The organism is Bacillus cereus group sp. BfR-BA-01309 (genome assembly GCF_022664315.1).
Classification (GTDB): Bacteria; Bacillota; Bacilli; order Bacillales; family Bacillaceae_G; genus Bacillus_A; species Bacillus_A mobilis.
The window spans coordinates 42843-68883 of the sequence record NZ_JAKUHE010000003.1 but is presented as its reverse complement, the minus strand read 5'-3'; the positions used below and the strand labels follow the sequence as shown (position 1 = coordinate 68883).

The following is a 26041-nucleotide window of genomic DNA, read 5'->3' as shown; positions in this document are numbered from 1 at the left end:
CCTCCTAACAATATATACTAAATTAGTTATGCAACTTTTCCGTGCTTGCGCCCTTTATTTACTACTTTCAATTCTTTCGTATCTTCTATTTCTTTATCATCTTTTCCTAAGATAAATTGTGCAAATAATCCTGTTACAGCAAGTAAAATAATTGTTGCTACAACAATTACAGTTAAAATTTGTACAAAATATTGTCCCATTACACCAAGAGAATTAATAACTGAAATACCTGATGGGACGAAAAGGAATCCGATAATACCTGTTAAAGCTGTTCCAAGTGATTCAACTTGTTCCAATTTAATAACTTTTAAACATAATAGGCTAAATAAAATAACTAATCCGATCACCGATGAAGGCATCGGAATTGGTAAATGTGTTGCAATAATATTAGAAACTAACATAATAGCTGAAAATATGAATGCTTGTGATAAGAAACTATATACTTTTTTCGTACTCATTTTGGCCACCTCTTTCGATTTGGTACCTTAATTGTATAAGATACAAATAAAACTGTAAGCGTTTACAGAATAGAACGTCAAATATACAAAATTAATTACAGAAATAGGCAGATGAAATACAAAAAGCTACTTCTTAAATACGAAGCAGCTTTTTGAGTTCTTTTGCATATGTACGGCTAACAGGTACTTTTGATCCTTCTTTCATAATTAAATTATATGTAGAATTGAACCATGGTTGTATTTCTGTAATATGATTAATATTTGCAATAAAACTGCGATGGACACGCATGAAACTTGCCTGCGGCAACTTCTTTTCCAAAATGACAAGTGTATCATGTGTTACATATGTTTCTCTCATCGTTTTTACCGTCACTTTTCCGTCCACAAGTCCTACATATATAATATCTTCAATATTTACAAGTACAATTGATTCCTCAATTGGTAATGCTAATTTATGCATCTCAGTTGTTACGTCTACACTCTTTACTTCTTGTTTTGTTTCTAATTTTATTTGTTTTTGCTTTTTATATTTCTTTAATGTCTGTACGATACGTTCTTCATCGAACGGCTTTAAAATGTAATCTAACGCATCTACTTCAAATGCTTGCAGCGCATATTGATCATAGGCAGTAGCAAATACAATTGCAGGTGGATTTTTCATCTTCTTTAATATATTTGCGATTTCAAATCCGTTATCATCAGATAGCTGAATATCTAAGAACACAATATCTGGTTTATTTTGCATTAGCTCTTCTAATGCATCTTCTACACAATCCGCCTCACCGATTATCTCTACTTCTTTCGTTTGCTCTAATAGATATTTCAATTCATCACGCGCTAACATTTCATCATCAACTACTAATACTTTTAACACTCCGTTTTTCCTCCCCTACTTTTTTCGGAATTACAAAGAGGAACTTTGTCCCTCGCTCTAATTCACTTTCAATTTGAAGCATTGTCTCTTTCCCAAATAACCCGATAAGTCGTTCATTAATATTATATAAAGCTGTTCCAGTCCCTTTCTTTGATGGAACTACCATTTTTCCTAATTGTCCTAGACGCTCACTCTCAATTCCTTGTCCATTATCTTGGACTTCAAAATGCACCATCCCCTCTTTTTCAAACACATGTACTTCAACTTCGCACACCGGCTGCTTTTTTGGAAAAGCATGGCGCAATGCATTTTCAACTAATAGTTGCAGTACAAATGGTGGAACTAAGGTCGTCTTTAACTCTTCCTCAATGTACATCTTCACTTCATACTTATTCGGAAACCTCGCTTGTTCTAACGATAAATATGCATGTACATGATTTAACTCTTGTTCTAATGGAATAAGCAATTGGCGTGCCCCTTGCAAATTACAACGAAAATACACGCTAAGCTGCAATAATAATTTTCTCGCTTTTTCTACATCTGTTCGGCATAAAGCCGATACAGTATTAATTGCATTAAATAAAAAATGCGGATTGATTTGTGCTTGTAACGCTTTTATTTCGGCATCTTGCAATAACTTACTTTGTAACTCTGCTTCACCTAACTCAAGCTGTGTAGAGAATATTTTCGCTAGCCCTTCCGCTAGCTCTTCTTCCACACGACTTAATTGATTAGAGTTTTTAAAATAAAGCTTTAATGTTCCTATCGTATTCCCATGTGAAGTTAGTGGAATAACAACTGCCGCTTGTAATGGGCACCCTTCATGTTGACAATTAATAACCTCACGCGATTTCGCTTTCATTATTTTTCCTGTGTTCAACACTTCTTTCGATAAACCCGTTATTAAACTATGTGAAGGAATATGGTGATCTGATGCTAATCCAACGTGAGCTAATATTTTCTCTGTATCTGTTAAGGATACCGCATCTGTTCCCGTAAAGCGGTGAATAATTTGTGCCACATGTTTACAAGAATCCTCTGTTAATCCTCTGCGAAAATACGGCAATGTTTTGTCAGCAATTCGTAATACTTTATGCGTTTGTAAAGCTTTCGCATTTTCTTCCTGGCGCAAAATAGCTTGTATCATAGAAAGTAAAATAAAACTTCCGAAACTATTTACAAGGATCATTGGTATCGCAATTGTTTTCACGATACTAATTCCATCCTCTACGATTAATAGGATCATAATCATTTCTAAAGAAACGATAAACACGCTTAAAACTGCCGAAAACTTAGGCGTAATTGCACGATTATATTTTTTGAAAATGTATCCAATATAACCCGTTATAACACCTGCTAAAATTGACGAGATTGCACAACTTAGCGCTGTCGTCCCGCCAAGCATATAACGGTGAATACCAGCAATCGATCCTACTCCAATTCCGACGATAGGACCACCAAGTAATCCACTAATTCCAACACCCATAATACGTGTATTCGCAATTGTACTAGATGACGAAACACCTTGTAGCCAATTTTCATTCATAATTGTATTCCCTGCAATTTCAATTCCCGTGTAATTACTTACAATTGTAAACACTGAAAAAATACAAATAAGCTTAAGCTTATCTACATACCCATCTTGTCTATGAAGAAGGCGCCTGAACGTTTTAATATGAGACAGTAAAAATCCTAAAATAACAATAAGTCCGACACGTTCAATCATCATAAGTACTAAATTTAGCATCTGTGATTCATTCCTTTTTATATGAGTTAGTTTTATTATGGGAAAATAATGAAGTGGGCGTCAAGGAGAATGAAGTATCTTTTGAAATATTTTACACATAACAATTCACTCTTTATTTGACAATCTAATAGAAGAGTGCTAAAAATAAGGTAATATAATACAGTCCTTTAACCCAACCCCGTGAGGTTGAGAAGGAAGTCGGAATATACTATACGTATGGTCTTTTTTAGGGATACGTATGCTTTTTTGGCCTTCTCATCATATCAGGTGAGAAGGCCTTTTGTTATTCTTCCATAGCGACTGTAGAAGAAAATAAGGAGGAGTAATGATGAACATTACTACTGATGTACAATCAACAACAGAGGAGACGAAAGAGAAAAGATATAAAACATTGTTTGGTTCTGCGCTAGGATATGCAGCAGAAGGTTTAGATATGTTGCTCTTATCTTTCGTACTCGTCTACATTTTAAAAGAATTTCATTTAAGCCCTGTTGAAGGTGGAAACTTAACTTTAGCTACCACAATAGGAATGCTAATTGGGTCTTATTTATTTGGATTTATTGCTGATTTATTTGGGCGTATCCGTACGATGGCCTTCACAATCTTACTATTCTCACTAGCAACAGCACTTATTTATTTCGCAACAGATTATTGGCAATTATTAATTCTTCGCTTTTTAGTTGGAATGGGAGTTGGTGGTGAATTCGGGATCGGGATGGCCATCGTAACTGAAACATGGTCTAAAGAAATGCGCGCTAAGGCGACATCCGTTGTTGCACTTGGATGGCAATTTGGCGTACTAGTCGCTTCACTCCTTCCAGCATTTATCGTCCCGCATTTCGGATGGAGAGCTGTTTTCTTATTTGGGCTCATTCCCGCTCTACTAGCTGTCTATGTACGCAAAAGTTTAAGTGAACCGAAAATATGGGAACAAAAACAAAGATACAAAAAAGAGTTGTTACAAAAAGAAGCTGAAGGTAATTTAACAATTACCGAGGCAGAACAACTAAAGCAAATGAAAAAGTTCCCACTTCGAAAGTTATTTGCCAATAAAAAAGTAACGATAACAACAATCGGTCTTATTATTATGTCATTCATCCAAAACTTCGGATATTATGGAATTTTCACATGGATGCCAACTATTTTGGCAAATAAATATAACTACACGTTAGCAAAAGCGAGCGGTTGGATGTTCATCTCTACGATCGGCATGCTAATTGGAATTGCAACGTTCGGTATTCTAGCCGATAAAATTGGCCGCCGTAAAACTTTTACAATCTATTATGTCGGTGGTACTATATACTGTCTCATTTACTTCTTCTTATTCACAGACTCAACATTATTGTTATGGGGAAGTGCATTGCTTGGATTCTTTGCAAATGGCATGATGGGAGGATTCGGAGCAGTTTTAGCTGAAAACTATCCTGCTGAAGCTCGCTCGACAGCAGAGAACTTTATTTTCGGGACAGGACGTGGGTTAGCTGGATTTGGACCTGTTATTATCGGCTTACTTGCTGCAGGTGGCAATTTAATGGGAGCACTATCTCTCATCTTCATTATCTATCCAATCGGTTTAGTTACAATGCTATTATGTGTCCCAGAGACGAAAGATAAAGTATTAGAATAGATTGAAACTGTATCCTTCAAGAAAAGTAGTTGGATAAATAAGAAAGAGGAAGTATCTCAAATGAGATGCTTCCTCTTTTTATATAAATACAATTATTTATTTTGATTTACTAGCTTTTTGAAACAAGAAGGAAGTTTTCTCTTCTTCTTTTACAATACCTTGCTTTAAAGCTAATTCCCCTGCAACTTTAGGCGCTAGCCATAGCATTGGGAATAACAGAATGGATACTGGGACAGCTGTTACTACGATGAATGATTGCAATGCATTAATACTTCCCTCACCCATGTATAAAAGAATCGTTGCAACTGTTCCCATAATAAGCGACCAAAACACTCGCAAGCTAATTCTAGGATCTCCATCTCCAGTCACTGCCATTGAAATCGAATAAGCCATTGAATCTCCTGTTGTCACTACAAATAAAATTGTTAATAAAAGAAATGCAGGTCCAATAATATGAGAGAGTGGCAGTTGCTCTGTAATTGCAATCATAGCCGCTGGCATACCAGATTCACTTAATGCGGTCGAAATAGAACCAGGATTCATTAACTCGTAAAATACACCTGATCCTCCCAAAATCGTAAACCAAAACGTTGTAATAATAGGTGCAATAATTCCAATTGCAACGATGATTTCTCGGATTGTTCTTCCTCTTGAAATACGGCTCACTAAAATTGCCATCATCGGTCCATATCCAATAAACCATCCCCAGAAAAAGATTGTCCATGATCCTAACCAAGTTGTATCACCACGATATGTGCTCATTGGAATAAATTCATTTATATAAAATCCAAATGAAGAAACAAATGAATCAATAATAAATCCACCTGGTCCAAACAGTAATACGAATACCATTAATAAAACTGCTAACCTAACATTTAAATTACTTATAATTTGAATCCCTTTATCAATTCCCGTTACCGCAGATATAGTAGAAACAGCTACTACACAAACAATAATGGCTAATTGAGTAGTAAACACATCAGGAATATCAAACAATGCTTGTAATCCATAACTTGCTTGTAGTCCTAAAAATCCGATTGGACCAATCGTCCCTGCAGCTACCGCAATAATGGCAAATACGTCAATCATTGTTCCAAGCCAACTCTTTCGCAATTTTTCCCCAAAAATAGGATATAAAAGCGTTCGAGGTTTTAACGGCATACCTTTATGATAGTGTCCGTACATCATAACTACCGCACTAATTGTACCTAAAATCGTCCAAGCGAGGAAACCCCAGTGCATATAACTTTGTGCTAAAGCAGGCATGACTGCTTCTTGCGTTCCAGCAGTTATACCTTCATGTATTGGTGGCACCGTCATCAAGTGGTACATCGGCTCTGCGGCTGCCCAAAAAACGCCACCTCCGGCAAGTAATGTAGACATAATAATAGCGAGCCATTTTGTCGTACTAATCTCAGGTTTTTCTAGCCCCCCAAGTTTAACTCTTCCATATTTTGAAAACGCCATACACATTGCCACAATAAACGTACCAATTAATAAAACCTGCCAAAAGGCACCAAAATATTTAATCGAAGCTGCAAAACTTCTATTAATGACTCCCTCTACATAACTTTTATTTAAAATAACTGCAATTACAAATAATAAAAGTGAGCCACCACTAATAAGAAATACAGGCCAATCTGTTTTTCGACTCTTCATTCTCATTTACACTTCCTCCTTCCTCAGCAATCTAAAAAAACAACTTTATTATGTTTTACTGTTTACAACCAAAACATAACGATTATATAAGCATAATAATTCATCGATTTTCTACACACTTATGTTGTCCCTAAAAATATGCTAAATCCCTTATTTAAAAGAAAATTTCTATTCCTATTACATAAAAAAGCAAAACAAAAGACCTTATATTTCTATAAGGTCTTCGAAACAGAAATTTGATTATAACATAAGGAACTCCTTGGTTCAAAAAGCCCCTTCCAAAAATAACCGATAGTAAAGGCTTCCATTTGCTACGTAACAGTAATTAAAAAAAATTATATTTTACATAAAAAAACTATACTACATATCATTTATGAAAGAAATTCGGCTTCAAAATTTCATTCGGATACGGTTTATGATAAATATGAGTGGTAGCTGGCGACAGTGGTGGAATGAGCCACACCCAATTCCCTGTTACAACCCGTCCACATAATGCTTCTTGCTTCTCAAATTGTTGAAATTGTTGTGCAGCTGTATGATGATCTACAATACTAACTCCTTGTTTTTTGAAGGAATGTAATACGGCAATATTCAACTCAATTAGCGCCTTGTCTTTCCATAACGTACCGTTTCTCGATGTATCTAACTCCATCATCTCCGCAACAACCGGCAGTAAATTATAACGATCATGATCCGCTAAGTTACGAGCCCCAATCTCCGTTCCCATATACCATCCATTGAACGGAGCTGCCGTATAAGAAATACCGCCAATTTCTAAGCGCATATCTGAAATCATTGGAACCCCATACCACTTTGCTCCTAAAGATGAGATTGGGTACTCTGGATGTTCAATCGGTACCTCTTTCACTTCTTTTTTAGGAATCTCTTTATATACAGGTTCTTTTCCATCGACAGAAAATACAAGTGGCAATACATCGAAATTCGTACCTTCTCCCTGCCAGCCAAGTTCCTGACAAAAATCCGTAAACACAGTGGAATGAGAGTCACCAATCACTCCCATTTCCGTTTTATATCCTGCATACCGAATCAATTGGTGATTATAAATTCGTATATTATTTTCTTCACCTTGATATTGCTTAAAAATTGTAATCGTCGGTTTCACTTTTCCATCGTTCGTCGCATATTTAATATGATGAATTAATGCATTGTATACACCTTCCTCATCATTTACTTCACGTGCATCTAATATGTGCATCTTACTCCAAAATAGTCTTCCGATACATCGATTACTATTGCGCCATGCCATTCGCGATCCATGAACAAGTTCTTCGAATGTATGCTCATACGTCCCCGTCTTCTCTATCTCAACTTGAATTTCTTTCACACGCTCTTCTATGAATTGCTCTTTATTAAGCTCTTTATAGCAAATCGTAATAAACTGACTCGCTTCCCCTATTAATTGTTTCGTTTTACTCATAAACGATCTCCTTCTATTTCAACAAAACGTTCTACTTTACAGTATAAGCAAAAAGAATAAGAGTCACAAATGAAAGTCGAAGTGTTACTTTTATTGTAATATTTTTCAGAAAATTAAAGACATTACTATTGACTTACATAAAAAATAGGTGTATTTTTGACTCAGGTAAAGTTTTTTTACCTAGACCAACTTTTAAAGAGAAAGGAGGTAATGTTATGTCTTCATTTCAATTGCCAAAGCTTTCATATGACTATGATGAACTAGAGCCATATATCGACAGCAACACACTTTCTATTCATCATGGAAAACATCATGCGACATATGTAAATAACTTGAATGCCGCTTTAGAAAACTATACGGAATTACATAATAAATCTTTAGAAGAGTTACTATGTAATTTAGACGTTTTACCAAAGGAAATTGTTACAGCTGTAAGAAATAACGGCGGTGGTCACTATTGTCATAGTCTTTTTTGGGAAGTAATGAGCCCTCGAGGTGGCGGTGAGCCTAATGGAGACGTTGCAAAAGTCATTGATTATTATTTCAATACCTTTGACAACTTAAAAGATCAACTTTCCAAAGCAGCTATTAGTCGTTTTGGAAGTGGCTATGGATGGCTTGTTATGGACGGTGAGGAACTATCCGTTATGAGTACACCAAATCAAGATACACCTTTGCAAGAAGGTAAAATTCCATTACTCGTCATCGATGTATGGGAACACGCCTATTATTTAAAGTATCAAAATCGGCGTCCAGAATTTGTTACCAATTGGTGGCATACAGTGAACTGGGACCGGGTAAATGAAAAGTATTTACAAGCAATTCAATCACAAAAACATTAGTCGTGCGTATAAGGTAAGTTTGGTAATGTAAAATTAGTATTGTCGAAATCCTCCAGAATCCCCCGGATTGCCACCGGGGGATTTATGATTATTTCATTGCATGTATGTAATAACGTAATACTTGTTCTATGTCTATTTTCAACTCTCGGAACGGGAATCCTAATTCACTAGCTTTTCCATTATGTAATGTACAATTAATTACTTCATTATAAGGCGCTACATTATCTCCTACTTCTTGAACGAGTGCTTTTATTCCCGTATTTTCTTCTATGAAATGAATAACTTCGCCAGTAGAAACTACCCCGTTGCTACAAGCATTAATTGGCCCTTCTATATCCTTCATCCCGCACCAAACTAAAAATTCTCCTGCTTCTTTCTCATGTATAAATGACAACTCTCCATCTAAATGCTTCACCGCGACAGGCTCTTGCTTCACAATATGCTCAACGTAAAATTGTAACCTTTTCGTATAATCGTTTTCTCCAATAACAACTGGAAAACGTACTGCAACAACTGGGAATGTTGCTTGTTCGAATACAGCAGCTTCAGCTAATCGCTTGCCTTCACCATAATTAAAATCCTTCCTATCCCCATACGTAATGGCATACTCATACGGATTAAAGTTCTCTTCTAACAAGCCTATTGCTGGCTCGTAAACAGCCATTGAAGATGTCATAACATATTTCTTCGTTTTTCCTCGTAACACTTCACATATTACCTTCGCTGCATTCGAGCTATAGCATAAATTATCGTATACGATATCATAACTTTTATCTTCTAGACGCTCTGCTAGTTGTTTTTCATCTTCTCTATCTACAATAAGTCTTTTTACTGTACTTCCAAAAGAATCTTCTGTAATCCCTCTCGTCGCAATCGTCACATCATGTCCATCTTGCAAAAGTGCTTCTACCAAATGTTTACCAAAAAATCTTGTTCCCCCTAGTACCAATATTTTTTTCAACTTCATCATCCCCATTTTGATAAAATGTAAAATAATACCTATCTATTATAACTGCTCATATATAAAAAGCATGGAATTCGTTTAACGATTCCATGCTTTTCTACAGAAAATATATTAACGTACTCGATATTTATAAATGCAATAACAGAAGTATAAAATAGAAATTACGGATACATAAACCCATAGATCATATACAAATCCCTCGCCCCATACTCCCATAAAATAAAAGAGTGAAGGTAACGTCAATGTTACCCATGATTGTACGAAGGCAATTCTTCCAAGATATTGATTGATATTCTTTTTTTGTGTATTTAATACAAAGAATAAATACCAAAGTAATGCCCACATAAACCACGTTAATGCATTCACAACATCGTGGAATTGAACAAATGAAACAACCATATAGAATAAAGCAATAATTGCTACCCACATACAAAACCAGCCTAGACCGCTACTATCCATTCCTTTTATAAAGGTAACACCTACATATAAATAGGTTAATCCAAATAAGAAAGTAGCTGCATATGAATACACTGTCCAATTGCTTTGGTCAGAAATCATGATCAAATAGAACGGAATAATAATTTGTAGTGCACCTACAAATAAATTAAAAACACCCGCACTTTTCATCTCTGCTTTTCCCAATATAACAAGACTATTTAAAAATAAAGCTGCACCCGAAAGTAATAATCCTACGTAACCCATATATCTTCATGTGAAAACCTTACATTTTCACACTGTCCCCTCCCTATCTTGTAAAAATTATATTATTCCTTATTCTCCTTCTTACTTACAACTACATACAAAGTTTTTTCGAAAATAAGTCAGACTTCCTACCTTAAAAAACAATAAAAAAATCTCCTCAATACATACCATACAGTAATCATGTCAATCGAAATGTATCACATTATAAAAACGCTTTCAATAATGCGTAACTCAATTAAAAGCTAATAGGATTATTTGATTATAAACGTACTTTAACAATGATACAAGTATTAGAATACTCTTCCATATTACATTTTTTATTTCTATAAAAAATTGATAGAATGGTGCATCCTCCCTATCTCATTCTATCAATGATCTGCATAGAATATTGTACAATCATATTCAATTAGAAAGGTTTGATATTTATGCCTCATCATTATCCGAATCAATCTGTTGTTCATTCAACAGGTGCATTAACAAGAAATCCTGCAACAGTTTCAGCAATAATAAACGTTGTAAATTTAGATGCATATTACGCACACTATGTAAATATAGAAGTATGGGATTGGTCTAACCATTCTAGCCCTGTAAAATTACCTGTATTCATCGGTGAAGATACAGTGGTACAATTCCCATATCTTTTACAAGGCAACAACCTAGAAGTATTTTATGCTAATTTAGATGCAGCTATTGATTTATATGAAATTCGTATTTCCTATCCTACTCATTCTAATATTATTGCAAATTGCTTTGGCCGAAGCCTTCCACCCTCTACAAGCCAAGAAAGTAATACAGTGTATCATAAACAACTTGTTCGCATTCATTAAAGGTCTCTTTTTTCTATCAACAATCTATAAATATATGCAATAGAGGCAATAGGGACAACTCTATTGGAATACTATGGTCAGTAATATTTCATTCATTTCTCTTTCCTAAAATAAGTATATTACTGACCTCAGGTAACAGCATAAAAAACAGGATTTATTATATACATACAATAAAAATAAAGTATCCTATAAAAGAATACTTTACTAACTTGCTTAAATCATTTGATAACCATTTTTGTTATTTACCTGCCATCTCCAAGAATCTACACACATCTCTTCTAACCCATATTCCGCTTCCCATCCTAATTCTCGTTTCGCTTTAGATACATCAGCAAAACATATTGCTACATCACCAGGACGACGCCCTATTACTTTATAAGGTATTTTCTTACCTGAAACCTTCTCAAAAGCCTTTACCATCTCCAATACACTATATCCTTTACCTGTGCCAAGATTGTATGCCTCGATTCCTTTCGTCTCAAGTACTTTCTCAAGTGCCTTTACATGTCCTTTTGCAAGATCAACAACGTGAATATAATCACGGACACCTGTCCCATCTTTCGTTGGATAATCATTTCCGAATATATTTAGCTCTTTTAACTTACCTACCGCCACCTGCGTTACATATGGCATTAAATTATTCGGAACTCCATTTGGATCTTCTCCAATACGGCCACTTTTATGTGCTCCGAATGGATTGAAATAACGAAGTAACGCAATACTCCATTCATCATCAGCTTTTGCTACATCACGCATAATTTGCTCAATCATTAATTTTGTTTGTCCATATGGATTTGTCACACTCAGCGGAAATTCTTCTGTAATTGGTGATGTTTTTGGAATTCCATATACAGTTGCAGATGAACTAAAAATAAATTTTTTAACATTATGTTTCTGCATCACATCACATAGTATGATCGTACTTATTATATTATTATAATAATATGTAAGAGGAATTGTAGTTGATTCCCCCACCGCTTTAAATCCAGCAAAATGTATAACCGCTTCAATGTTATTTCTCAAAAAAATCTCATTCATTTTTTCACGATTTAAAACACTTTCTTTATAAAATTCGAATTGTTTTCCTGTTATCTCTTTTACTCGGTTTAAAGACTCGATTGAACTATTTGAAAGATTATCTACGACTATAATTTTATAATTACTATTTAATAATTCTATACACGTATGACTACCAATATATCCTGCTCCACCCGTTATAAGTATCGCCATATATATAGTCCCCCACTAATTATTAATTATAAAATTTTATAACCTCAATACATATCTATCCTACCATAGTCCAAGATATAAATTCTAAATATTTTAAATTTTATTTTATACAAAAAGCTACATAACCTTTAAGTTATGTAGCTCTTCAACATCTATATTTTTCTATATCATTTTTTATTACCCAAAAATTTTAGTAAAAGCTATCCAAACGTTCTGATTTGTTAAATTACGTAACAATATACACTTAAAAAGTGTGCCAGGCTTCCTAATAATACGAAAACATGAAAAATTTCATGGTGCCCCATATATTTAAACTCCAACCATTTTGGCTTAGCACCGTAAATAAACCCACCAATTGTATAAAAAATACCTCCAAGTACTAAGAAAAGGATACCTCCTGTACTTAAATTCTCAGCTAGCGGTGCAAAGAATAGAACAATTAACCAACCCATCAGAAGATAAATTCCTGTCGATAACCACCTTGGGCAATTAAACCAAAACATTTTAAAAACAATACCACAAATCGCAGTTGCATAAACTAAACAAAATAGTAGTAAACCATTTGCCGAACTTAATGTAATTAAGCAAAAGGGTGCATATGTACCTGCAATTAATATAAAAATCATAGAATGATCTAACTTCCTAAAGAAATAAATAACACGTTCACTGGCTACAACACTATGATACACAGCTGATGCCATATAAAGGACCATCATCCCAATACCGAATAAAATAACAGCTGTAATTGCAGCAAAAGATGGCATCTTAACAGAAACTTTCACAAGCATAGCTAATAATGCAATAAATGCTAATACAGCTCCTCCTAAGTGAGTAAATGCATTAACCGGTTCTCTTACATAAGTATTCATATAAACACCCCTCATATAATTACATGTAGTTTTTATAACTACATGTAATTATATACACATTATTTATACTAGTCAACATTTACAATTCACTTGTTTCGTAATACCATATTTAAAGATATACTAAACATTCAGTTCCACTAAGTTATAAAAGTGAGGGGTTTTACGTGGAAAATATAAATAAATTACTTGAATCATTACATTTAGAAAAAAATATTAAACTTGAGGATATCCCAAATGTCGACTTATATGTAGACCAAGTTGTTCAACTATTTGAGAATACTTTTACGGATTCAACAAGAACTGATGATGAAAAAGTATTAACAAAAACAATGATTAACAATTACGCAAAAGGGAAACTATTCATCCCTATTAAAAATAAAAAGTATTCAAAAGAGCATATGATTCTAATTAGCTTGATTTACCAATTAAAAGGAGCCCTTTCCATTAATGACATAAAAAGTTCCTTAGAAAATATAAATGTACCTTTACTAAACGATGATACATTCGAATTAAATACTCTCTATAAAGATTATCTTGCTCTTACTGAAACCAATGTGGAAACCTTTAAACAGGACGTAAATAATCGTATTAGGGAAGTAAATGAGATTTCCTCCTTAGAAGATCAAAAGCTAGAAAAGTTTTTATTACTAACATCCTTCGTGACGATGAGTAATATGTACAGACGATTGGCAGAGAAGTTAGTGGACGATTTAAAAGAATCGTAAATAAAAAAACTATCTACCTGTTACAGTGGATAGTTTTTTTATTTACTTAATTGCTTCATGGACTTTTAATTGTTTCCCTTTAATCGTTGTAGTTTTCATGGTCTTTAAAACAATTGGTCCTTTTCCATTTAATATTTCAACGTAAGAAACATTGTCCTGTATCGTAATAATTCCTATATCTTCTGCTGTAACACCTTTAATTTTAGCAATTGTGCCGACAAAATCTACCGCTCTAATTTTCTTTTTCTTCCCACCATTAAAGTACAGCTTCATAATCCCTTTGTTTAAGTCTGCACTTCTATCTTTCTTTATAATTGGTTTAGCATGTATTTTTTCCTCAAATACTGCCTTCCCTTTCATAACCTCTTCTTTTGAAGGTGCATATGCCTTTGGAATTTCAAAGCCAATGTACACCTCAATTTCTTCTAAAAATCTATCTTCATACGGAGTTACGAATGTAATAGCTTTTCCTTTATTGCCAGCTCGTCCCGTTCTTCCCGTACGATGTACATAACTTTCTTTCTCTAACGGAATATCATAGTTAATAACATGTGTAATATTATCAATATCAATTCCTCTAGCAGCTACGTCTGTCGCTACTAAATAACGGAACTTTCCTTTTCTAAAATCGTCCATAACTTCAAAACGGTCTTCTTGCACCATACCACCATGTATTTTGTCACAAGGATAGTTAACACGATTTAACTGTCTAAATACGTGATCTACATTTTCTTGTGTACGGCAAAAAATAATACAACTATCTGGATTCTCAATTGTTGTTACATCTTTAAGAAGTGAAAGCTTCTCCTCTTCTCTCGTCTCAAAAAGTGTATGTTCAATTTTGTCTGTGGTAATCCCGGCAGCCTTAATTTCAATATGCGTTGGCGAATCCATATACGTACGGGATAACTTTTCAACATCTTCTGGAAGTGTTGCCGAAAATAGCATTGTCATTCGCTTTGTAGGTAATTCATCAATAATTGCCTCTACTTGATCAATAAAGCCCATATTTAGCATTTCATCTGCTTCATCAATGACTAAATACTTCAGACATTCTAAAGAAAGGGTACCTTTTTCAATATGATCTAACACACGGCCAGGAGTCCCCACTACGATATGTGTCTTTTGTTTTAACTCTAATTTTTGACGTGCAAATGGAGACTTACCATAAACGGCCGCTGCCTTAATTCTTTTGAAGCGGCCTATATTCGTAATATCTTCTTTCACTTGAACAGCAAGTTCTCTCGTCGGCGTCAAAACTAATGCTTGTGGCTTATTCTCTTCCCATTCCACCATTTCACAAAGTGGAATACCGAATGAAGCTGTTTTTCCACTTCCAGTTTGCGATTTTACAACAAGATCCCTCTTTTCCAATGCAACTGGAATAACCTCTCCTTGCACTTCTGTTGGATTTTCGTAGCCTAAACCAGTAAGTGCTCTTACAATTTCTTTACTTAATGCATAATTGGTAAAGCTTTTTTTATTCATATATTAACCTCATTTTATTCTGTATTATTTTCTTCTTTATCGTTTCCTATCACTGAATTATCATGTAGATACACTATCACCTTATTCATTATACTTGAAAGCTCACATAAAAAGGCAAATCGTGCAAGATTCATCTTTTTATATAGGAATAAACAAAAGGTTTCTTTATTCCGAAAAAAATTTTAGAAATATTATTTCAGAATAAAAATAACCTCCGTCATTCCATCTAATGTTCAACTAAATGATAATGCCTTTTCTTTTTAATGTTTGCCTTCAATAAAATAGTTGTTATCACTGACAACACTCCTATCTAGATTCTAATAAACGAACAATAAGGATATAAAAATGTCTTAAATTCGCTTTTAACACTATTCCATCATATATATACTCTGTTTTTTAAAAAAATGTTAAGAAATACTTTGACTTCTTCATAAAAATAATGTAAATTATCCTTTGGACGAACATTTTTTAAAAAACTAAATAAAATATTCGTATTTTAGGGGTGTAAATGATGGAAAACGTATTCGACTATGAAGATATTCAATTAATTCCTGCAAAATGTATTGTAAACAGCCGCTCTGAATGTGATACAACTGTCACTTTAGGTAAACATAAATTTAAATTACCTGTCGTACCTGCAAATATGCAAACGATTATCGATGAAAGAATCGCAACTTATTTAGCTGAAAACAATTACTTCTATATCATGCATCGTTTCCAACCAGAAAAACGTATCTCATTTATTAGAGATATGCAATCACGTGGATTAATCGCTTCTATTAGCGTTGGTGTAAAAGAGGACGAGTATGAATTCGTACAACAATTAGCTGCTGAGCAACTTACACCTGAATATATCACGATTGATATCGCACACGGACATTCCAATGCTGTAATCAACATGATTCAGCATATTAAAAAGCATTTACCAGAAAGCTTCGTTATTGCTGGAAACGTTGGAACTCCAGAAGCGGTAAGAGAATTAGAAAACGCTGGTGCTGACGCAACAAAAGTTGGTATTGGACCTGGTAAAGTTTGTATTACTAAAATTAAAACAGGCTTTGGAACTGGCGGTTGGCAACTAGCTGCACTTCGCTGGTGTGCAAAAGCTGCAAGTAAGCCTATTATCGCTGACGGTGGTATTCGTACACACGGCGACGTAGCTAAATCTATTCGATTTGGGGCGACTATGGTTATGGTCGGTTCTCTATTCGCTGGTCATGAAGAGTCTCCAGGGGAAACAATCGAAAAAGACGGCAAACTTTATAAAGAGTATTTCGGTTCAGCTTCTGAATTCCAAAAAGGCGAGAAGAAAAACGTTGAAGGTAAGAAAATGTTCGTTGAGCATAAAGGTTCTTTAGAAGACACTTTAATCGAAATGGAACAAGATCTTCAATCTTCTATCTCTTACGCTGGTGGAACAAAATTAGACTCAATTCGTACTGTAGATTATGTAGTCGTGAAAAACTCTATTTTCAACGGCGATAAAGTATATTAATTTTTAAATTTGACTCGAAGGACAAGCATTTTTATGCTTGTCCTTCTTTTATATATATAGAAATGTAAAATATTTTTATTTTACTGAATTTTCTAGTATTATGTTTTTAGATACTTATAATAAGGGGGATATAATAAATGAAAAATATAATTGAGAAACGCCATATTCGCGCGGAAGTCCCTACCGAACTAACATGGGACCTCTCTGATTTATATCAATCTGATAAAGAGTGGGAAACTGCATTACGTGTATTAACAGACGATATAAAAAAACTTGATGCGTTTAAAGGACACTTACACACTAGCTCCACTACCTTATTACATGTTCTACTTTTAGAAGAAGAGCTTTTAATGAAGTTAACAAAATTATACTCCTACGCAAATTTAAAAGAATCTACTGATCGTACCAATCCAGTTGTTCAAGCGAACTCTTCCAAAATTGCTGCTTTATGGACGAAAGTACATACTGCATTATCCTTTATCCATAATGAAATCCTCTCATTCGACGAAGGCACAATTGAAAAATATTTAGCTGAAGAAACAAAACTCGAACCTTTCCGTAAATCATTACTAGACATCCTACGAAAAAGGCCGCACACGCTCTCTCCTGAAACAGAAGAAGCTCTTGCTGCACTTGGCGAAGTACATAGTTCTCCATACAAAATTTACGGTATGACTAAATTAGCCGATATGGATTTTACCTCCATACAAGACGAACAAGGAAACGAACTCCCTGTATCATTTGCATTATTTGAAAGCAAATATGAGTTCTCTCCAAACGTAGACGTACGTAGAAAAGCGTACTCATCATTTGTTTCCACCTTGAAACGATATAAAAATACAGTGGCAACAACATATGCGACTGAAGTAAAAAAACAAGTAACACTCTCTCGTTTACGCAAATTTGAATCTGTTACTCATATGCTTTTGGAACCTCAAAAAGTTCCACTTGAAATGTATGACAATCAACTTGATATTATATACAAGGAATTAGCACCTCATATGCGCCGTTTTGCAGATTTAAAAAAGAAAGTACTAGGACTCGATCAAATGCTGTTCTGCGACTTACATGCACCTTTAGATCCCGAATTTAATCCAAGCATCACATACGAAGAAGCCGGAAAACTCATTCAAGACTCTTTACAAGTATTGGGCGATGAATATGGTTCCATTATCGAAAAAGGATTTAAAGAGAGATGGGTCGATCTTGCAGATAATGTAGGGAAATCAACAGGGGCATTTTGCTCAAGTCCATATGGTTCTCATCCATACATTTTAATTACATGGCAAAATACGATGCGTGGATGCTTCACATTAGCCCATGAATTTGGGCATGCTGGACATTTTTATTTAGCAAATAAAAACCAGCGTATTATGAATGTACGTCCATCTATGTACTTCGTCGAAGCACCATCTACGATGAACGAATTACTATTAGCCCAGCATTTATTAGCGACGACTGACGATAAGAGAATGCGCAGATGGGTAATTCTGCAACTACTCGGCACATATTATCATAACTTTGTTACTCACTTACTTGAGGGAGCATATCAAAGAAGAGTATACACGCTAGCAGAAGAAGGAGGAGCACTTACAGCTACAACTTTAACTGAAATAAAAACAAATGTACTTTCGACATTCTGGGGAAATTCTGTAGAAATTGACGAAGGCGCTGGCTTAACTTGGATGCGTCAACCTCATTATTATATGGGCTTGTATTCTTACACCTATTCTGCAGGCCTCACTGCATCTACTGCAGTAGCTCAAATGATTAAAGAGGAAGGGCAACCTGCTGTTAATCGCTGGTTAGATGTACTTCGCGCTGGTGGTACGATGAAACCACTTGAATTAATGAAACATGCTGGAGTAGATATGTCAAAACCAGATGCAATCCGTAAAGCTGTTTCTTACGTCGGTTCCTTAATTGATGAATTAGAACGCTCTTATCAAGAATAAAGTGAAACTTTAATCAGTGGGAGGCCATCCCCTACTGATTATTAGCCCTCACTAATCAGGCTTTTACGGGCAGTTGATTCCCCACCTAACTTCTTTGCCTCCGCTGAATTTCGGGGTGGGGGTCTTACTGCCCGGCAAATAATGGGATAAAAAATAAGCCCTCGCTTGATGAGGGCTTGTTTCATATTTATTTTCCAAATCTTTTACGGTATCCACATTTCCTGCATAGCTCTTCGACCGCAACCCTTTTCGAAAATCCATCGACAATGTTTGTTGCTCTTTCACCTTCTATAATGTTAGAAAATGAGTCATTATTAATATTCCCAAGGTTAATAATCCCCTCACCATCTAAACAACAAGGAATAACCGTTCCGTTCGCTAAAATACCAGCTTGATTTCGAAGACCATGACAGAATCCTTTTCCATCATCCTCTTCTTCATGTAATGCCGGCCACTGGAATTCATAGTCTTGATTAATAAAGACACGTTCCGCAATTTTTATACCTTTTCCTGGTGTAAGCTTCTCTTCGATTTGATAAGATAGACCAAACTCATTTTCAATAATGGATAATAAATCTCTATTCTTCTGGATTTCAGCATTCGTTTTATTATCCTGAGTTAAATTCCATAATCGTAGTGAAACAATTAAATCCGATTGACTTGTCGCCTCTCTAATAAAGGAAAGTATACTTCTTACATAACCCTCTTTATCTTGCGAACCTGGATGTCCATCAAAACTGTGTAATGAAAAATTCATTTGTCTTAACGCAGGTTTATTTAACAGTCTATGCCTTCTCTTATTAATTAACGTTCCGTTCGTTGTAATATTAACTTTAAACCCTTTTTCATGGCTTAAATCTAATAATTGATCTATTTTTGGATGGAGCAATGGCTCACCCTTCACGTGCAAATAAATGTAGTCTGTGTGAGGTTTAATTTGGTCTAATCTTTTCGCAAAATCCTCCACAGAAATGAATTGCTTCTGCCTTTCCGTCGGCGGACAAAAGCTGCACGCAAGATTACATACACTCGTAATCTCCAAGTAAAACTTTTTAAACTTCTTCACCTTTAATTCCTCACTTCTATGACTACTTATACTTTTTTCCTCTTCATATTACATCACACTTTGTTAGAAATAGAAACATACTTATTTCAGGAAATATAGAAAACGGCCACATCTGTAGCCGTTTGAATGTACTATTACTATTTATGATACGGTTCACCGTATCATATCAAACTGCAAACTATAAGGATATTGCATCTGATTTCTTATAATAGACTCTATCCTTATTCCATATAATCATTAACATAACTTTCTAACCCCTCATAATAAAATTTAATCTGTTCGCCTCCGAAAAATGATGTAAACCTTGTCCCAGCAAAATTTCCTGCTAACGAGTTATATAACCTAATACCATCTTCACCTTTCAAATATGTATTTAATCTATCAGGATCATCATACAAATATAATACTACCTCAATCTCCGTATTAGGCTTTATGGATTTTTTCAACATATATCTCAATTCAAAATCTGCTTGTGGTAAAGAATATCCTATAAATACAATTTTGTCTGCCTCTGAGAGTTCTACAAAAGCATTTTTCCACATACTTTTAAAGTTTACATTATCCAAATTTTTTATTAATGTCGGTGTTATTAACTCACTTTTTAAGTTTGTTTGATCATCATTACTTATAGAGGAGTAATTTTCTTTACAAAATGGACACTGAGGGGAATTTTTTTCAAACTCCTTTAACGCTATATACTCATCTGCTGAATAAAAAAGACGCCTACAATTTTTACAAATTAACCAATTCATTGATCCATGAAGTTTAATATATTTAATATTAAAATAGTTTAAATTTTTGAGTAAAGTTGAAGGAACTGGCTTTTCTTCACCTTTTTTTTCACAAAAATGATTATATTCATAATCATATATGCAGTAATCCAATCTGGCATTTTCATACTTTTTATCTGTTTTAATTACCTCATTGAAATATATATCTAAAAGTGCATCCCAATTAAGTGTAATAATAGAAACTGGATCTTTTTCCTGTCCTTCCTTAAATCTTAAATTCAAAATTTTCTTCACGAATTCTGTATATACAGACGTATCGTATTTATAATCACTTAGTTCAGCTACAAATAACCTAATTATACAAAAGATAATATCTTCCCTAAGAGCTATAATTTTTGATAAATTATAACCTTGTATATGTTCATTAGATACAACTGCTTTATCTAAAATAGTGAATATATCTTCTAATGTAACCCCACTTAATTTCTCTCTAATAAATTTATAAATTTCCTGCCAAAACGATAAATCCTCTGCCAAAGCATTAAAAATCTCTTCTTTTTCTGTGAGATTTAACTCATCTAGACTAGTCCCTATTTTTTCAGTAGCAAATTTCTCTATACTTTTATTGGAGAAAAGTGTCAATAAAAATTTTGCGATATTTTTCCTAGCATTTTCAAATCTAGTAATAGTTTTAATTAATATCTTATTTGACATAAACTGCTCAGTAGTAGGACTAAAGATTCGGTTTATAATATCTGCTTGTGGAGGCAATTTGGCTAGAGTTGAGAACCCAGCCCCCAAAACGTACACGGTTTTTCCCATAACCATATCCCCCTATTACTCTTCACTCTTCAAACTACGATTCCATAAATCAAATATTACAGAAGTATCATAGCGAATTTCCTTATATTTCTCCCCTGTTGTTAACAATTCCGCTAAAATTTCATTTAGAGATTTAAAATTAAGTTCTTTCCACTCATTATTCTTAGAATTTAAAAAATGTTTAATACAGAGTCCTTTTGCTTCTGTAGTCGGAAATTCCCTATTAACTATTCCATTTTTTCTTTTTATCTCAATTGCTTTTGATCCCCCATATTGCTCAAAGTTATTCATATTTTTTCCTATAACACTTTTACAAGTTTCACATCCACATATATCACTGTAGTAACCTGAATAATTATTCTCTGGAATATATCCTAATACAGTTAAAGCTGTGGCACTCTCTCCATATGAAATTCTCTGATGTAATGGATAATAATAATACTTGTTTATCGGTATTCCACCACCAACAGGAACTACCGCTCGCTTTTCCCCATATTCAATACCATGACATACCCCATTTAGCTGATAAGGTGAGTCCTCGTGGCACAATAGTACAGAAAAGAAATCTCCATATAAATTATATACAGCTACATTAGCTTGATTAAATAGTTTAATTAAATAACAAAAATTATGGATTAATTCCTCTGATGATTCAAAAGCCGAAAAATCATCTATCCAAACCAAGACTCTTTCTACACCTGTATCCCTGTAATAACCCACTAATTCCTCAATACTACTTTTTTCTCTTAAAATATCTTTTTCAATCACGATTTGCATTGCTAATTTATCTTTCGGGTACTTTGAAATTGCATACTTAATAAGTCTCAAGTTAACCGGTAACCACTTATTCATCGTTAATGTATTCATACTAAAATAAGGGATAATATACCATAAGGGTTGAAAATCAACACCCGCATATTCTAAATACTCATAGAAATCTTGATCCTTTACATTTTCTATTACATGATTCTTTTGAAAATCGATTACACTTTTAACAAATTCACTCACATTATCCTCTTTTTCAAAATCAAGTGGAGTTAAAACACTTTTTCTTTCCAAAACTTTTTCTTGTACAAATTCAGCATAGCTACCAATCATTTTTGCAAAAGACTTTTTTATTTCCCCTTTACTTGATGTAATTAATTCTATCTTATGTTGCAAAGCATGTGTGATGGGATCAATTATATAATTCAAATTGCTCTGAGTTGAAACAAACTTTGAAATAGAAGCAGAAGCATATGATATCATATTGGCATTTATCACTAGTAAATCAAACATATCCGAGAATTCGCTAATATATTTTTGCTCAGCAACAGTCCCATATCTAATAATTTTCATATTTTTTTTCATTTTTCCCCATCCCAACTTTTATGTCATTAATGTAGTCATTAAATCACTTTTTTTCTTTTCCCATACAGTTCTTGATTTTTGGGGTTTAATTTTCTCTTCTAAAATGGCTTCATCATTTTCATTATAATAAAAATAAAATAATCCTACGCCATGTAATAATACAGTCTGCTCAATATTCTCTCTTGTTTCCTCTTTTTTAAATCTTGGTACACACACATACATGTAGTCCACACAAATTGAGTGCCTTAATACTTGTTGCACTGCTTTTTTCCAATTTCTTAATTTAAATTCAATAGCATTTATGGTTTGATCCTTTATTACAATCATATCTATAGAAGACGAAAATAACGGTACTTCCTTAAAAGTTTGAAATCCCTTCTTGTTCAAAATCATTTCTGATGTCTCTACTAGTTGTTGTTCTGATATATTAAATAGTGTTTTACTCACGTCATTTCACCTTATTACGAATCCTTGATTTTTCCGCGTAGTTCGGATATTTATTATAAACATAACTAAGAAGTTCACTAAGCGCTATGGAATTTATTTTTTCCTTATACATAGTTAAATACTCTATTTGAAACTCCTCTAATTGGTTTAAAATTCTCTCTTCCACAAAATTTTTCCCCTTATCTGTTAAAACATATTCAGTCACATATAACTTATCAATAAGAAAATCATCATCTTCCTCAATTTCTATACGATCATCCATTAAATCTACTTCCTCATCATTAGATATCTCTCGCTCTTTTTCATCTAAGAAGCCTATTTTCACAAAAAGGTCTAATTGTTGATGAACGTCTTTTGAAAACGGTCCGTAATGATATGCCTCAAATTTAGGTAGATACTCACTAGGTGTTAATGTATAAAGATCAATATATTTGTACACCTCTTCATTAAATAAAAACATCATTTTAGTAATACGAGTTCTTCCTTCAATAGGCTCACAATTCACTGAGGTTTTACCTGGTAAATAAAAAAGAAGAAGTAAGTAATCTGCACCCTTTAGCATTTTATCCATAACGTCACTCCTCTTGTATTTCTGTGTTAGTTCTTTTAGGTACATATTATTAACCACTTAAAACCTAAGAATAAGCACATTCTTCTTAAGGGTAATTATGCACCTTAGAACTTAAAATTTATTATCATATTTTTATCACAAATTATTTAACATATCTAATTTTAATACTTTTTTCAATGCAATAAAACTAACTAATGATAATATCATTAAATTGATATTAAATTTTATAAAATCTCTATCTTAAAGCTAAACTTTTTATTCCATCTATACAATTAGTGAAAAGCAAAAAGAGGATGTTCCATATATGGATTCACCCTCTTTTTCATTAAATATATATTTTTTAACTTGATCATCAAATGCAAATGTAATCTTCTTTAGCATTCTTTGTTCATCCAATTCAATTTTTTGAATTACTAAATTCAAAATTAACTTTTTCTTTTCATCCTCTACTTTAGTTAACACTTGATTAAATTTAGCCAAAACCCTTTTAACTAATTTATAATCAATGGGTTCTATCTGCTCTTCTGAAACACTTTGCTGAATTTTATCCCTTTCTTCTAAATTACATTTTATTTGATTAGAAAGGCTTTTCACTCGCTCAGATAAATCCTCCTTTTCAAAAATACCTTCTTCGTACAAATCGAATATTTTATTCTTTTTCAATTCCAATTCTTTAATTTTTTGATCTATATATTCTAAACGCTCCATTTTAGGTTTTGTAATATTCTGTCTTTTTTTATTCATTCGATCTACGACATCTTTTAATATAGTCTTAGTAAATAGTACTTCTCTTATTTTCTTAAAAACGCATTCCTCAATTTCATTTTTCCTAACTCCATTGGAACGACAAGCGGCAATCCCCTTATTTCTCCATTCACCACAAAAATAATACTGATGTATTTTATAGCTTCCATCCTTAAGTTTTCTTTTAGTTTTTCCAGCTACCATAGAGCCACCACACTGTGGGCACTTCAAGATACCTGTTAATGGATATGAACCACTATAATTTCTAACTGGTTTACAAGATTTCTTCTTATATAAACTTTGAACCTTATCCCACAAATCTATATCAATAATGGCTTCATGCTCCCCTTCAACTAATATGATTTCCTCACTCTTTCCCTTCCTTCTTTTTTCGCTCCAATTCTGCATTTTATTATAACGAATTTTCCCAATATACAATGGGTTATGTAGAATGTCCCTTATTGTTGCAATTGCAAACATATTTCCTTTTTTACTCCTATATCCTAATTTATTTATGTGATTTACTAAACTTTTTAAGCCTTTTCCACCTGCATATAAATTAAAAATCATTCGAACTAGCTCAGCCTCTGCCTCTACAATTTGTAATTTAGATTTTTTGCTATCTCCATTATTCTTAACAGATCTATATCCCAATACTTGTCCACCATTCCATTTACCTAACCTAGCTCGCTTTTTCATGCCCATTTGTACATTTTCAACAATTGTTTTTCGTTCAAATTCCCCTAAAGAAGCAAGCACACTTAATAATAATTTTCCAGCTGCTGTGGAAGTATCAAACTCTTCCGTACAACTTTTGAAACTTACGTTACTTTTTTCTAGAATATCTACGACTTTTAACAAATCTAAGTTATTTCTTGCTAAACGGTTTGTTTTCCAAACCCATACTTCTTCAAACTCCCCTGATTTAGCATCCCTTATTAATTGTTGCAATTGCACACGCTTTTCAATGGATTTTCCACTTATCCCTCGATCTACATATTCTCTAATAACTCTCCTTTCTGCCAATTCACATTTTTTCTTAACAGTTTCAATTTGTGCATCAATAGAATAGCCCTTTTCTGCTTGTTCTGTTGTCGAAACCCTAGCATATATTGCTACCTTCTTCACATTCTTCATCCTTTCCAATATACATATAATCACCTAATACATCACACAAGATATCAATTAAATCACTATACTTAGTTGCATCATCTACCATCATTTTTCTTCCCCCTTTCACTATAGAAATACGTATCCAAAAATATAATATATATATAAATTTCATACATTTACGTTTACTTAAGTTCTACATGTAGCTATTTATGTAGTAAATAATTGACTATAAATCTACGTTATGAATCGAAATATCCGCATAAAATCAATGCTTTTGGCTATAAGGTAGATGATGTA

Annotated in this window: 22 protein-coding genes; 6 read left to right on the top strand and 16 right to left on the bottom strand. The window is 33.6% G+C overall.

Annotated features, from left to right (window positions below):
* Window positions 1–26 precede the first annotated feature (26 nt).
* The 3 genes from lrgA to lytS all read right to left on the bottom strand — a co-directional run bounded on the left by lrgA (window position 27) and on the right by lytS (window position 3079).
* Window positions 27–458 carry an antiholin-like murein hydrolase modulator LrgA gene (lrgA, locus tag MR115_RS07435; RefSeq protein WP_000104908.1) on the bottom strand — a complete coding sequence of 144 codons (432 nt, stop codon included), beginning with the start codon at window positions 456–458 and terminating at the stop codon, window positions 27–29.
* A 133-nt stretch (window positions 459–591) separates the two neighbouring features.
* On the bottom strand, window positions 592–1332 hold the full coding sequence (locus tag MR115_RS07430; RefSeq protein ID WP_048560483.1) for a LytR/AlgR family response regulator transcription factor: 741 nt from the start codon (window positions 1330–1332) through the stop codon (window positions 592–594).
* A complete protein-coding gene (gene lytS, locus MR115_RS07425) occupies window positions 1310–3079 on the bottom strand; it encodes a two-component system sensor histidine kinase LytS (RefSeq protein ID WP_242240671.1) in 1770 nt (589 codons plus the stop codon). Before lytS ends, MR115_RS07430 begins: the two co-directional genes overlap by 23 nt.
* Window positions 3080–3407: 328 nt before the next feature.
* On the opposite strand from lytS, the gene MR115_RS07420 reads away from it, so the two are divergent.
* Window positions 3408–4706 (top strand): MFS transporter, encoded by a 1299-nt coding sequence (locus tag MR115_RS07420; protein WP_242240669.1) that lies wholly within the window; start codon window positions 3408–3410, stop codon window positions 4704–4706.
* A gap of 96 nt (window positions 4707–4802) precedes the next feature.
* Here the strand turns inward: MR115_RS07420 and MR115_RS07415 are convergent, their stop codons facing one another.
* Both MR115_RS07415 and MR115_RS07410 read right to left on the bottom strand, forming a co-directional pair.
* Window positions 4803–6371: a BCCT family transporter gene (locus MR115_RS07415; protein WP_242240667.1), complete on the bottom strand. Its 1569-nt coding sequence runs from the start codon at window positions 6369–6371 to the stop codon at window positions 4803–4805.
* Window positions 6372–6732: 361 nt separating this feature from the next.
* The gene (locus MR115_RS07410) at window positions 6733–7803 is read right to left on the bottom strand and encodes a nitric oxide synthase oxygenase (protein WP_242240665.1); all 1071 of its coding nucleotides are present in this window, start codon (window positions 7801–7803) and stop codon (window positions 6733–6735) included.
* Window positions 7804–8018: 215 nt separating this feature from the next.
* Between MR115_RS07410 and sodA the strand changes: the two genes are divergently transcribed.
* Window positions 8019–8645, top strand: coding sequence for a superoxide dismutase (sodA, locus tag MR115_RS07405; protein WP_242240662.1), 627 nt, complete (start codon window positions 8019–8021; stop codon window positions 8643–8645).
* A gap of 88 nt (window positions 8646–8733) precedes the next feature.
* Here sodA and MR115_RS07400 read toward each other — a convergent pair whose 3' ends face one another.
* Together MR115_RS07400 and MR115_RS07395 are read right to left on the bottom strand one after the other, a co-directional pair.
* Window positions 8734–9615: an NAD-dependent epimerase/dehydratase family protein gene (locus MR115_RS07400; protein WP_242240660.1), complete on the bottom strand. Its 882-nt coding sequence runs from the start codon at window positions 9613–9615 to the stop codon at window positions 8734–8736.
* Between the two features lie 105 nt (window positions 9616–9720).
* Window positions 9721–10311, bottom strand: a complete 591-nt coding sequence (locus MR115_RS07395; RefSeq protein WP_063262405.1) for an AmiS/UreI family transporter — start codon at window positions 10309–10311, stop codon at window positions 9721–9723.
* Window positions 10312–10736: 425 nt separating this feature from the next.
* Here MR115_RS07395 and MR115_RS07390 point away from each other — a divergent pair, with 425 nt between their 5' ends.
* Window positions 10737–11138 (top strand): hypothetical protein, encoded by a 402-nt coding sequence (locus MR115_RS07390; RefSeq protein ID WP_242240656.1) that lies wholly within the window; start codon window positions 10737–10739, stop codon window positions 11136–11138.
* Window positions 11139–11351: 213 nt separating this feature from the next.
* Here the strand turns inward: MR115_RS07390 and galE are convergent, their stop codons facing one another.
* Window positions 11352–12368 (bottom strand): UDP-glucose 4-epimerase GalE, encoded by a 1017-nt coding sequence (gene galE / locus MR115_RS07385; protein WP_063262407.1) that lies wholly within the window; start codon window positions 12366–12368, stop codon window positions 11352–11354.
* A gap of 221 nt (window positions 12369–12589) precedes the next feature.
* The gene (trhA, locus tag MR115_RS07380) at window positions 12590–13237 is read right to left on the bottom strand and encodes a PAQR family membrane homeostasis protein TrhA (protein WP_060487911.1); all 648 of its coding nucleotides are present in this window, start codon (window positions 13235–13237) and stop codon (window positions 12590–12592) included.
* A 164-nt stretch (window positions 13238–13401) separates the two neighbouring features.
* Between trhA and MR115_RS07375 the strand changes: the two genes are divergently transcribed.
* Window positions 13402–13962, top strand: coding sequence for a DUF1836 domain-containing protein (locus tag MR115_RS07375; protein ID WP_242240654.1), 561 nt, complete (start codon window positions 13402–13404; stop codon window positions 13960–13962).
* Window positions 13963–14004: 42 nt separating this feature from the next.
* On the opposite strand, the gene MR115_RS07370 is transcribed toward MR115_RS07375, so the two are convergent.
* Complete coding sequence (locus MR115_RS07370; protein WP_242240652.1) at window positions 14005–15450, bottom strand: DEAD/DEAH box helicase; 1446 nt, start codon at window positions 15448–15450, stop codon at window positions 14005–14007.
* 511 nt (window positions 15451–15961) lie between these two features.
* Between MR115_RS07370 and guaC the strand changes: the two genes are divergently transcribed.
* Together guaC and pepF are read left to right on the top strand one after the other, a co-directional pair.
* Window positions 15962–16945, top strand: coding sequence for a GMP reductase (gene guaC / locus MR115_RS07365; RefSeq protein ID WP_087983463.1), 984 nt, complete (start codon window positions 15962–15964; stop codon window positions 16943–16945).
* A gap of 137 nt (window positions 16946–17082) precedes the next feature.
* The gene (pepF, locus tag MR115_RS07360) at window positions 17083–18900 is read left to right on the top strand and encodes an oligoendopeptidase F (RefSeq protein ID WP_242240651.1); all 1818 of its coding nucleotides are present in this window, start codon (window positions 17083–17085) and stop codon (window positions 18898–18900) included.
* Window positions 18901–19087: 187 nt separating this feature from the next.
* Here the strand turns inward: pepF and MR115_RS07355 are convergent, their stop codons facing one another.
* From MR115_RS07355 to MR115_RS07330, 6 genes are all read right to left on the bottom strand, one after another.
* Entirely contained in the window at window positions 19088–19966 is an 879-nt protein-coding gene (locus tag MR115_RS07355; RefSeq protein ID WP_000713629.1) for a radical SAM/SPASM domain-containing protein, read from the bottom strand.
* 221 nt (window positions 19967–20187) lie between these two features.
* Window positions 20188–21519: a hypothetical protein gene (locus MR115_RS07350; RefSeq protein WP_242240650.1), complete on the bottom strand. Its 1332-nt coding sequence runs from the start codon at window positions 21517–21519 to the stop codon at window positions 20188–20190.
* Between the two features lie 15 nt (window positions 21520–21534).
* On the bottom strand, window positions 21535–22869 hold the full coding sequence (locus MR115_RS07345; RefSeq protein ID WP_242240649.1) for a hypothetical protein: 1335 nt from the start codon (window positions 22867–22869) through the stop codon (window positions 21535–21537).
* A gap of 18 nt (window positions 22870–22887) precedes the next feature.
* Window positions 22888–23316, bottom strand: a complete 429-nt coding sequence (locus tag MR115_RS07340) for a hypothetical protein (protein ID WP_227593351.1) — start codon at window positions 23314–23316, stop codon at window positions 22888–22890.
* 1 nt (window position 23317) lies between these two features.
* Window positions 23318–23887: a hypothetical protein gene (locus MR115_RS07335; RefSeq protein WP_242240648.1), complete on the bottom strand. Its 570-nt coding sequence runs from the start codon at window positions 23885–23887 to the stop codon at window positions 23318–23320.
* 264 nt (window positions 23888–24151) lie between these two features.
* Window positions 24152–25768: a recombinase family protein gene (locus MR115_RS07330; RefSeq protein ID WP_255863945.1), complete on the bottom strand. Its 1617-nt coding sequence runs from the start codon at window positions 25766–25768 to the stop codon at window positions 24152–24154.
* Window positions 25769–26041: the final 273 nt, after the last annotated feature.

What these genes read in the sequence shown, in the direction of transcription:
- MR115_RS07395 (WP_063262405.1), bottom strand. Translation starts at nt 10,311, where the DNA reads ATGGGTTACGTAGGATTATTACTTTCGGGTGCAGCTTTATTTTTAAAT.
- galE (WP_063262407.1), bottom strand. Translation starts at nt 12,368, where the DNA reads ATGGCGATACTTATAACGGGTGGAGCAGGATATATTGGTAGTCATACG.
- MR115_RS07390 (WP_242240656.1), top strand. Translation starts at nt 10,737, where the DNA reads ATGCCTCATCATTATCCGAATCAATCTGTTGTTCATTCAACAGGTGCA.
- MR115_RS07420 (WP_242240669.1), top strand. Translation starts at nt 3,408, where the DNA reads ATGAACATTACTACTGATGTACAATCAACAACAGAGGAGACGAAAGAG.
- lrgA (WP_000104908.1), bottom strand. Translation starts at nt 458, where the DNA reads ATGAGTACGAAAAAAGTATATAGTTTCTTATCACAAGCATTCATATTT.
- MR115_RS07410 (WP_242240665.1), bottom strand. Translation starts at nt 7,803, where the DNA reads ATGAGTAAAACGAAACAATTAATAGGGGAAGCGAGTCAGTTTATTACG.
- MR115_RS07335 (WP_242240648.1), bottom strand. Translation starts at nt 23,887, where the DNA reads ATGGATAAAATGCTAAAGGGTGCAGATTACTTACTTCTTCTTTTTTAT.
- sodA (WP_242240662.1), top strand. Translation starts at nt 8,019, where the DNA reads ATGTCTTCATTTCAATTGCCAAAGCTTTCATATGACTATGATGAACTA.
- MR115_RS07345 (WP_242240649.1), bottom strand. Translation starts at nt 22,869, where the DNA reads ATGAAAAAAAATATGAAAATTATTAGATATGGGACTGTTGCTGAGCAA.
- MR115_RS07370 (WP_242240652.1), bottom strand. Translation starts at nt 15,450, where the DNA reads ATGAATAAAAAAAGCTTTACCAATTATGCATTAAGTAAAGAAATTGTA.
- guaC (WP_087983463.1), top strand. Translation starts at nt 15,962, where the DNA reads ATGGAAAACGTATTCGACTATGAAGATATTCAATTAATTCCTGCAAAA.
- MR115_RS07350 (WP_242240650.1), bottom strand. Translation starts at nt 21,519, where the DNA reads ATGGGAAAAACCGTGTACGTTTTGGGGGCTGGGTTCTCAACTCTAGCC.
- lytS (WP_242240671.1), bottom strand. Translation starts at nt 3,079, where the DNA reads ATGCTAAATTTAGTACTTATGATGATTGAACGTGTCGGACTTATTGTT.
- MR115_RS07330 (WP_255863945.1), bottom strand. Translation starts at nt 25,768, where the DNA reads ATGAAGAATGTGAAGAAGGTAGCAATATATGCTAGGGTTTCGACAACA.
- trhA (WP_060487911.1), bottom strand. Translation starts at nt 13,237, where the DNA reads ATGAATACTTATGTAAGAGAACCGGTTAATGCATTTACTCACTTAGGA.
- MR115_RS07415 (WP_242240667.1), bottom strand. Translation starts at nt 6,371, where the DNA reads ATGAGAATGAAGAGTCGAAAAACAGATTGGCCTGTATTTCTTATTAGT.
- MR115_RS07400 (WP_242240660.1), bottom strand. Translation starts at nt 9,615, where the DNA reads ATGATGAAGTTGAAAAAAATATTGGTACTAGGGGGAACAAGATTTTTT.
- pepF (WP_242240651.1), top strand. Translation starts at nt 17,083, where the DNA reads ATGAAAAATATAATTGAGAAACGCCATATTCGCGCGGAAGTCCCTACC.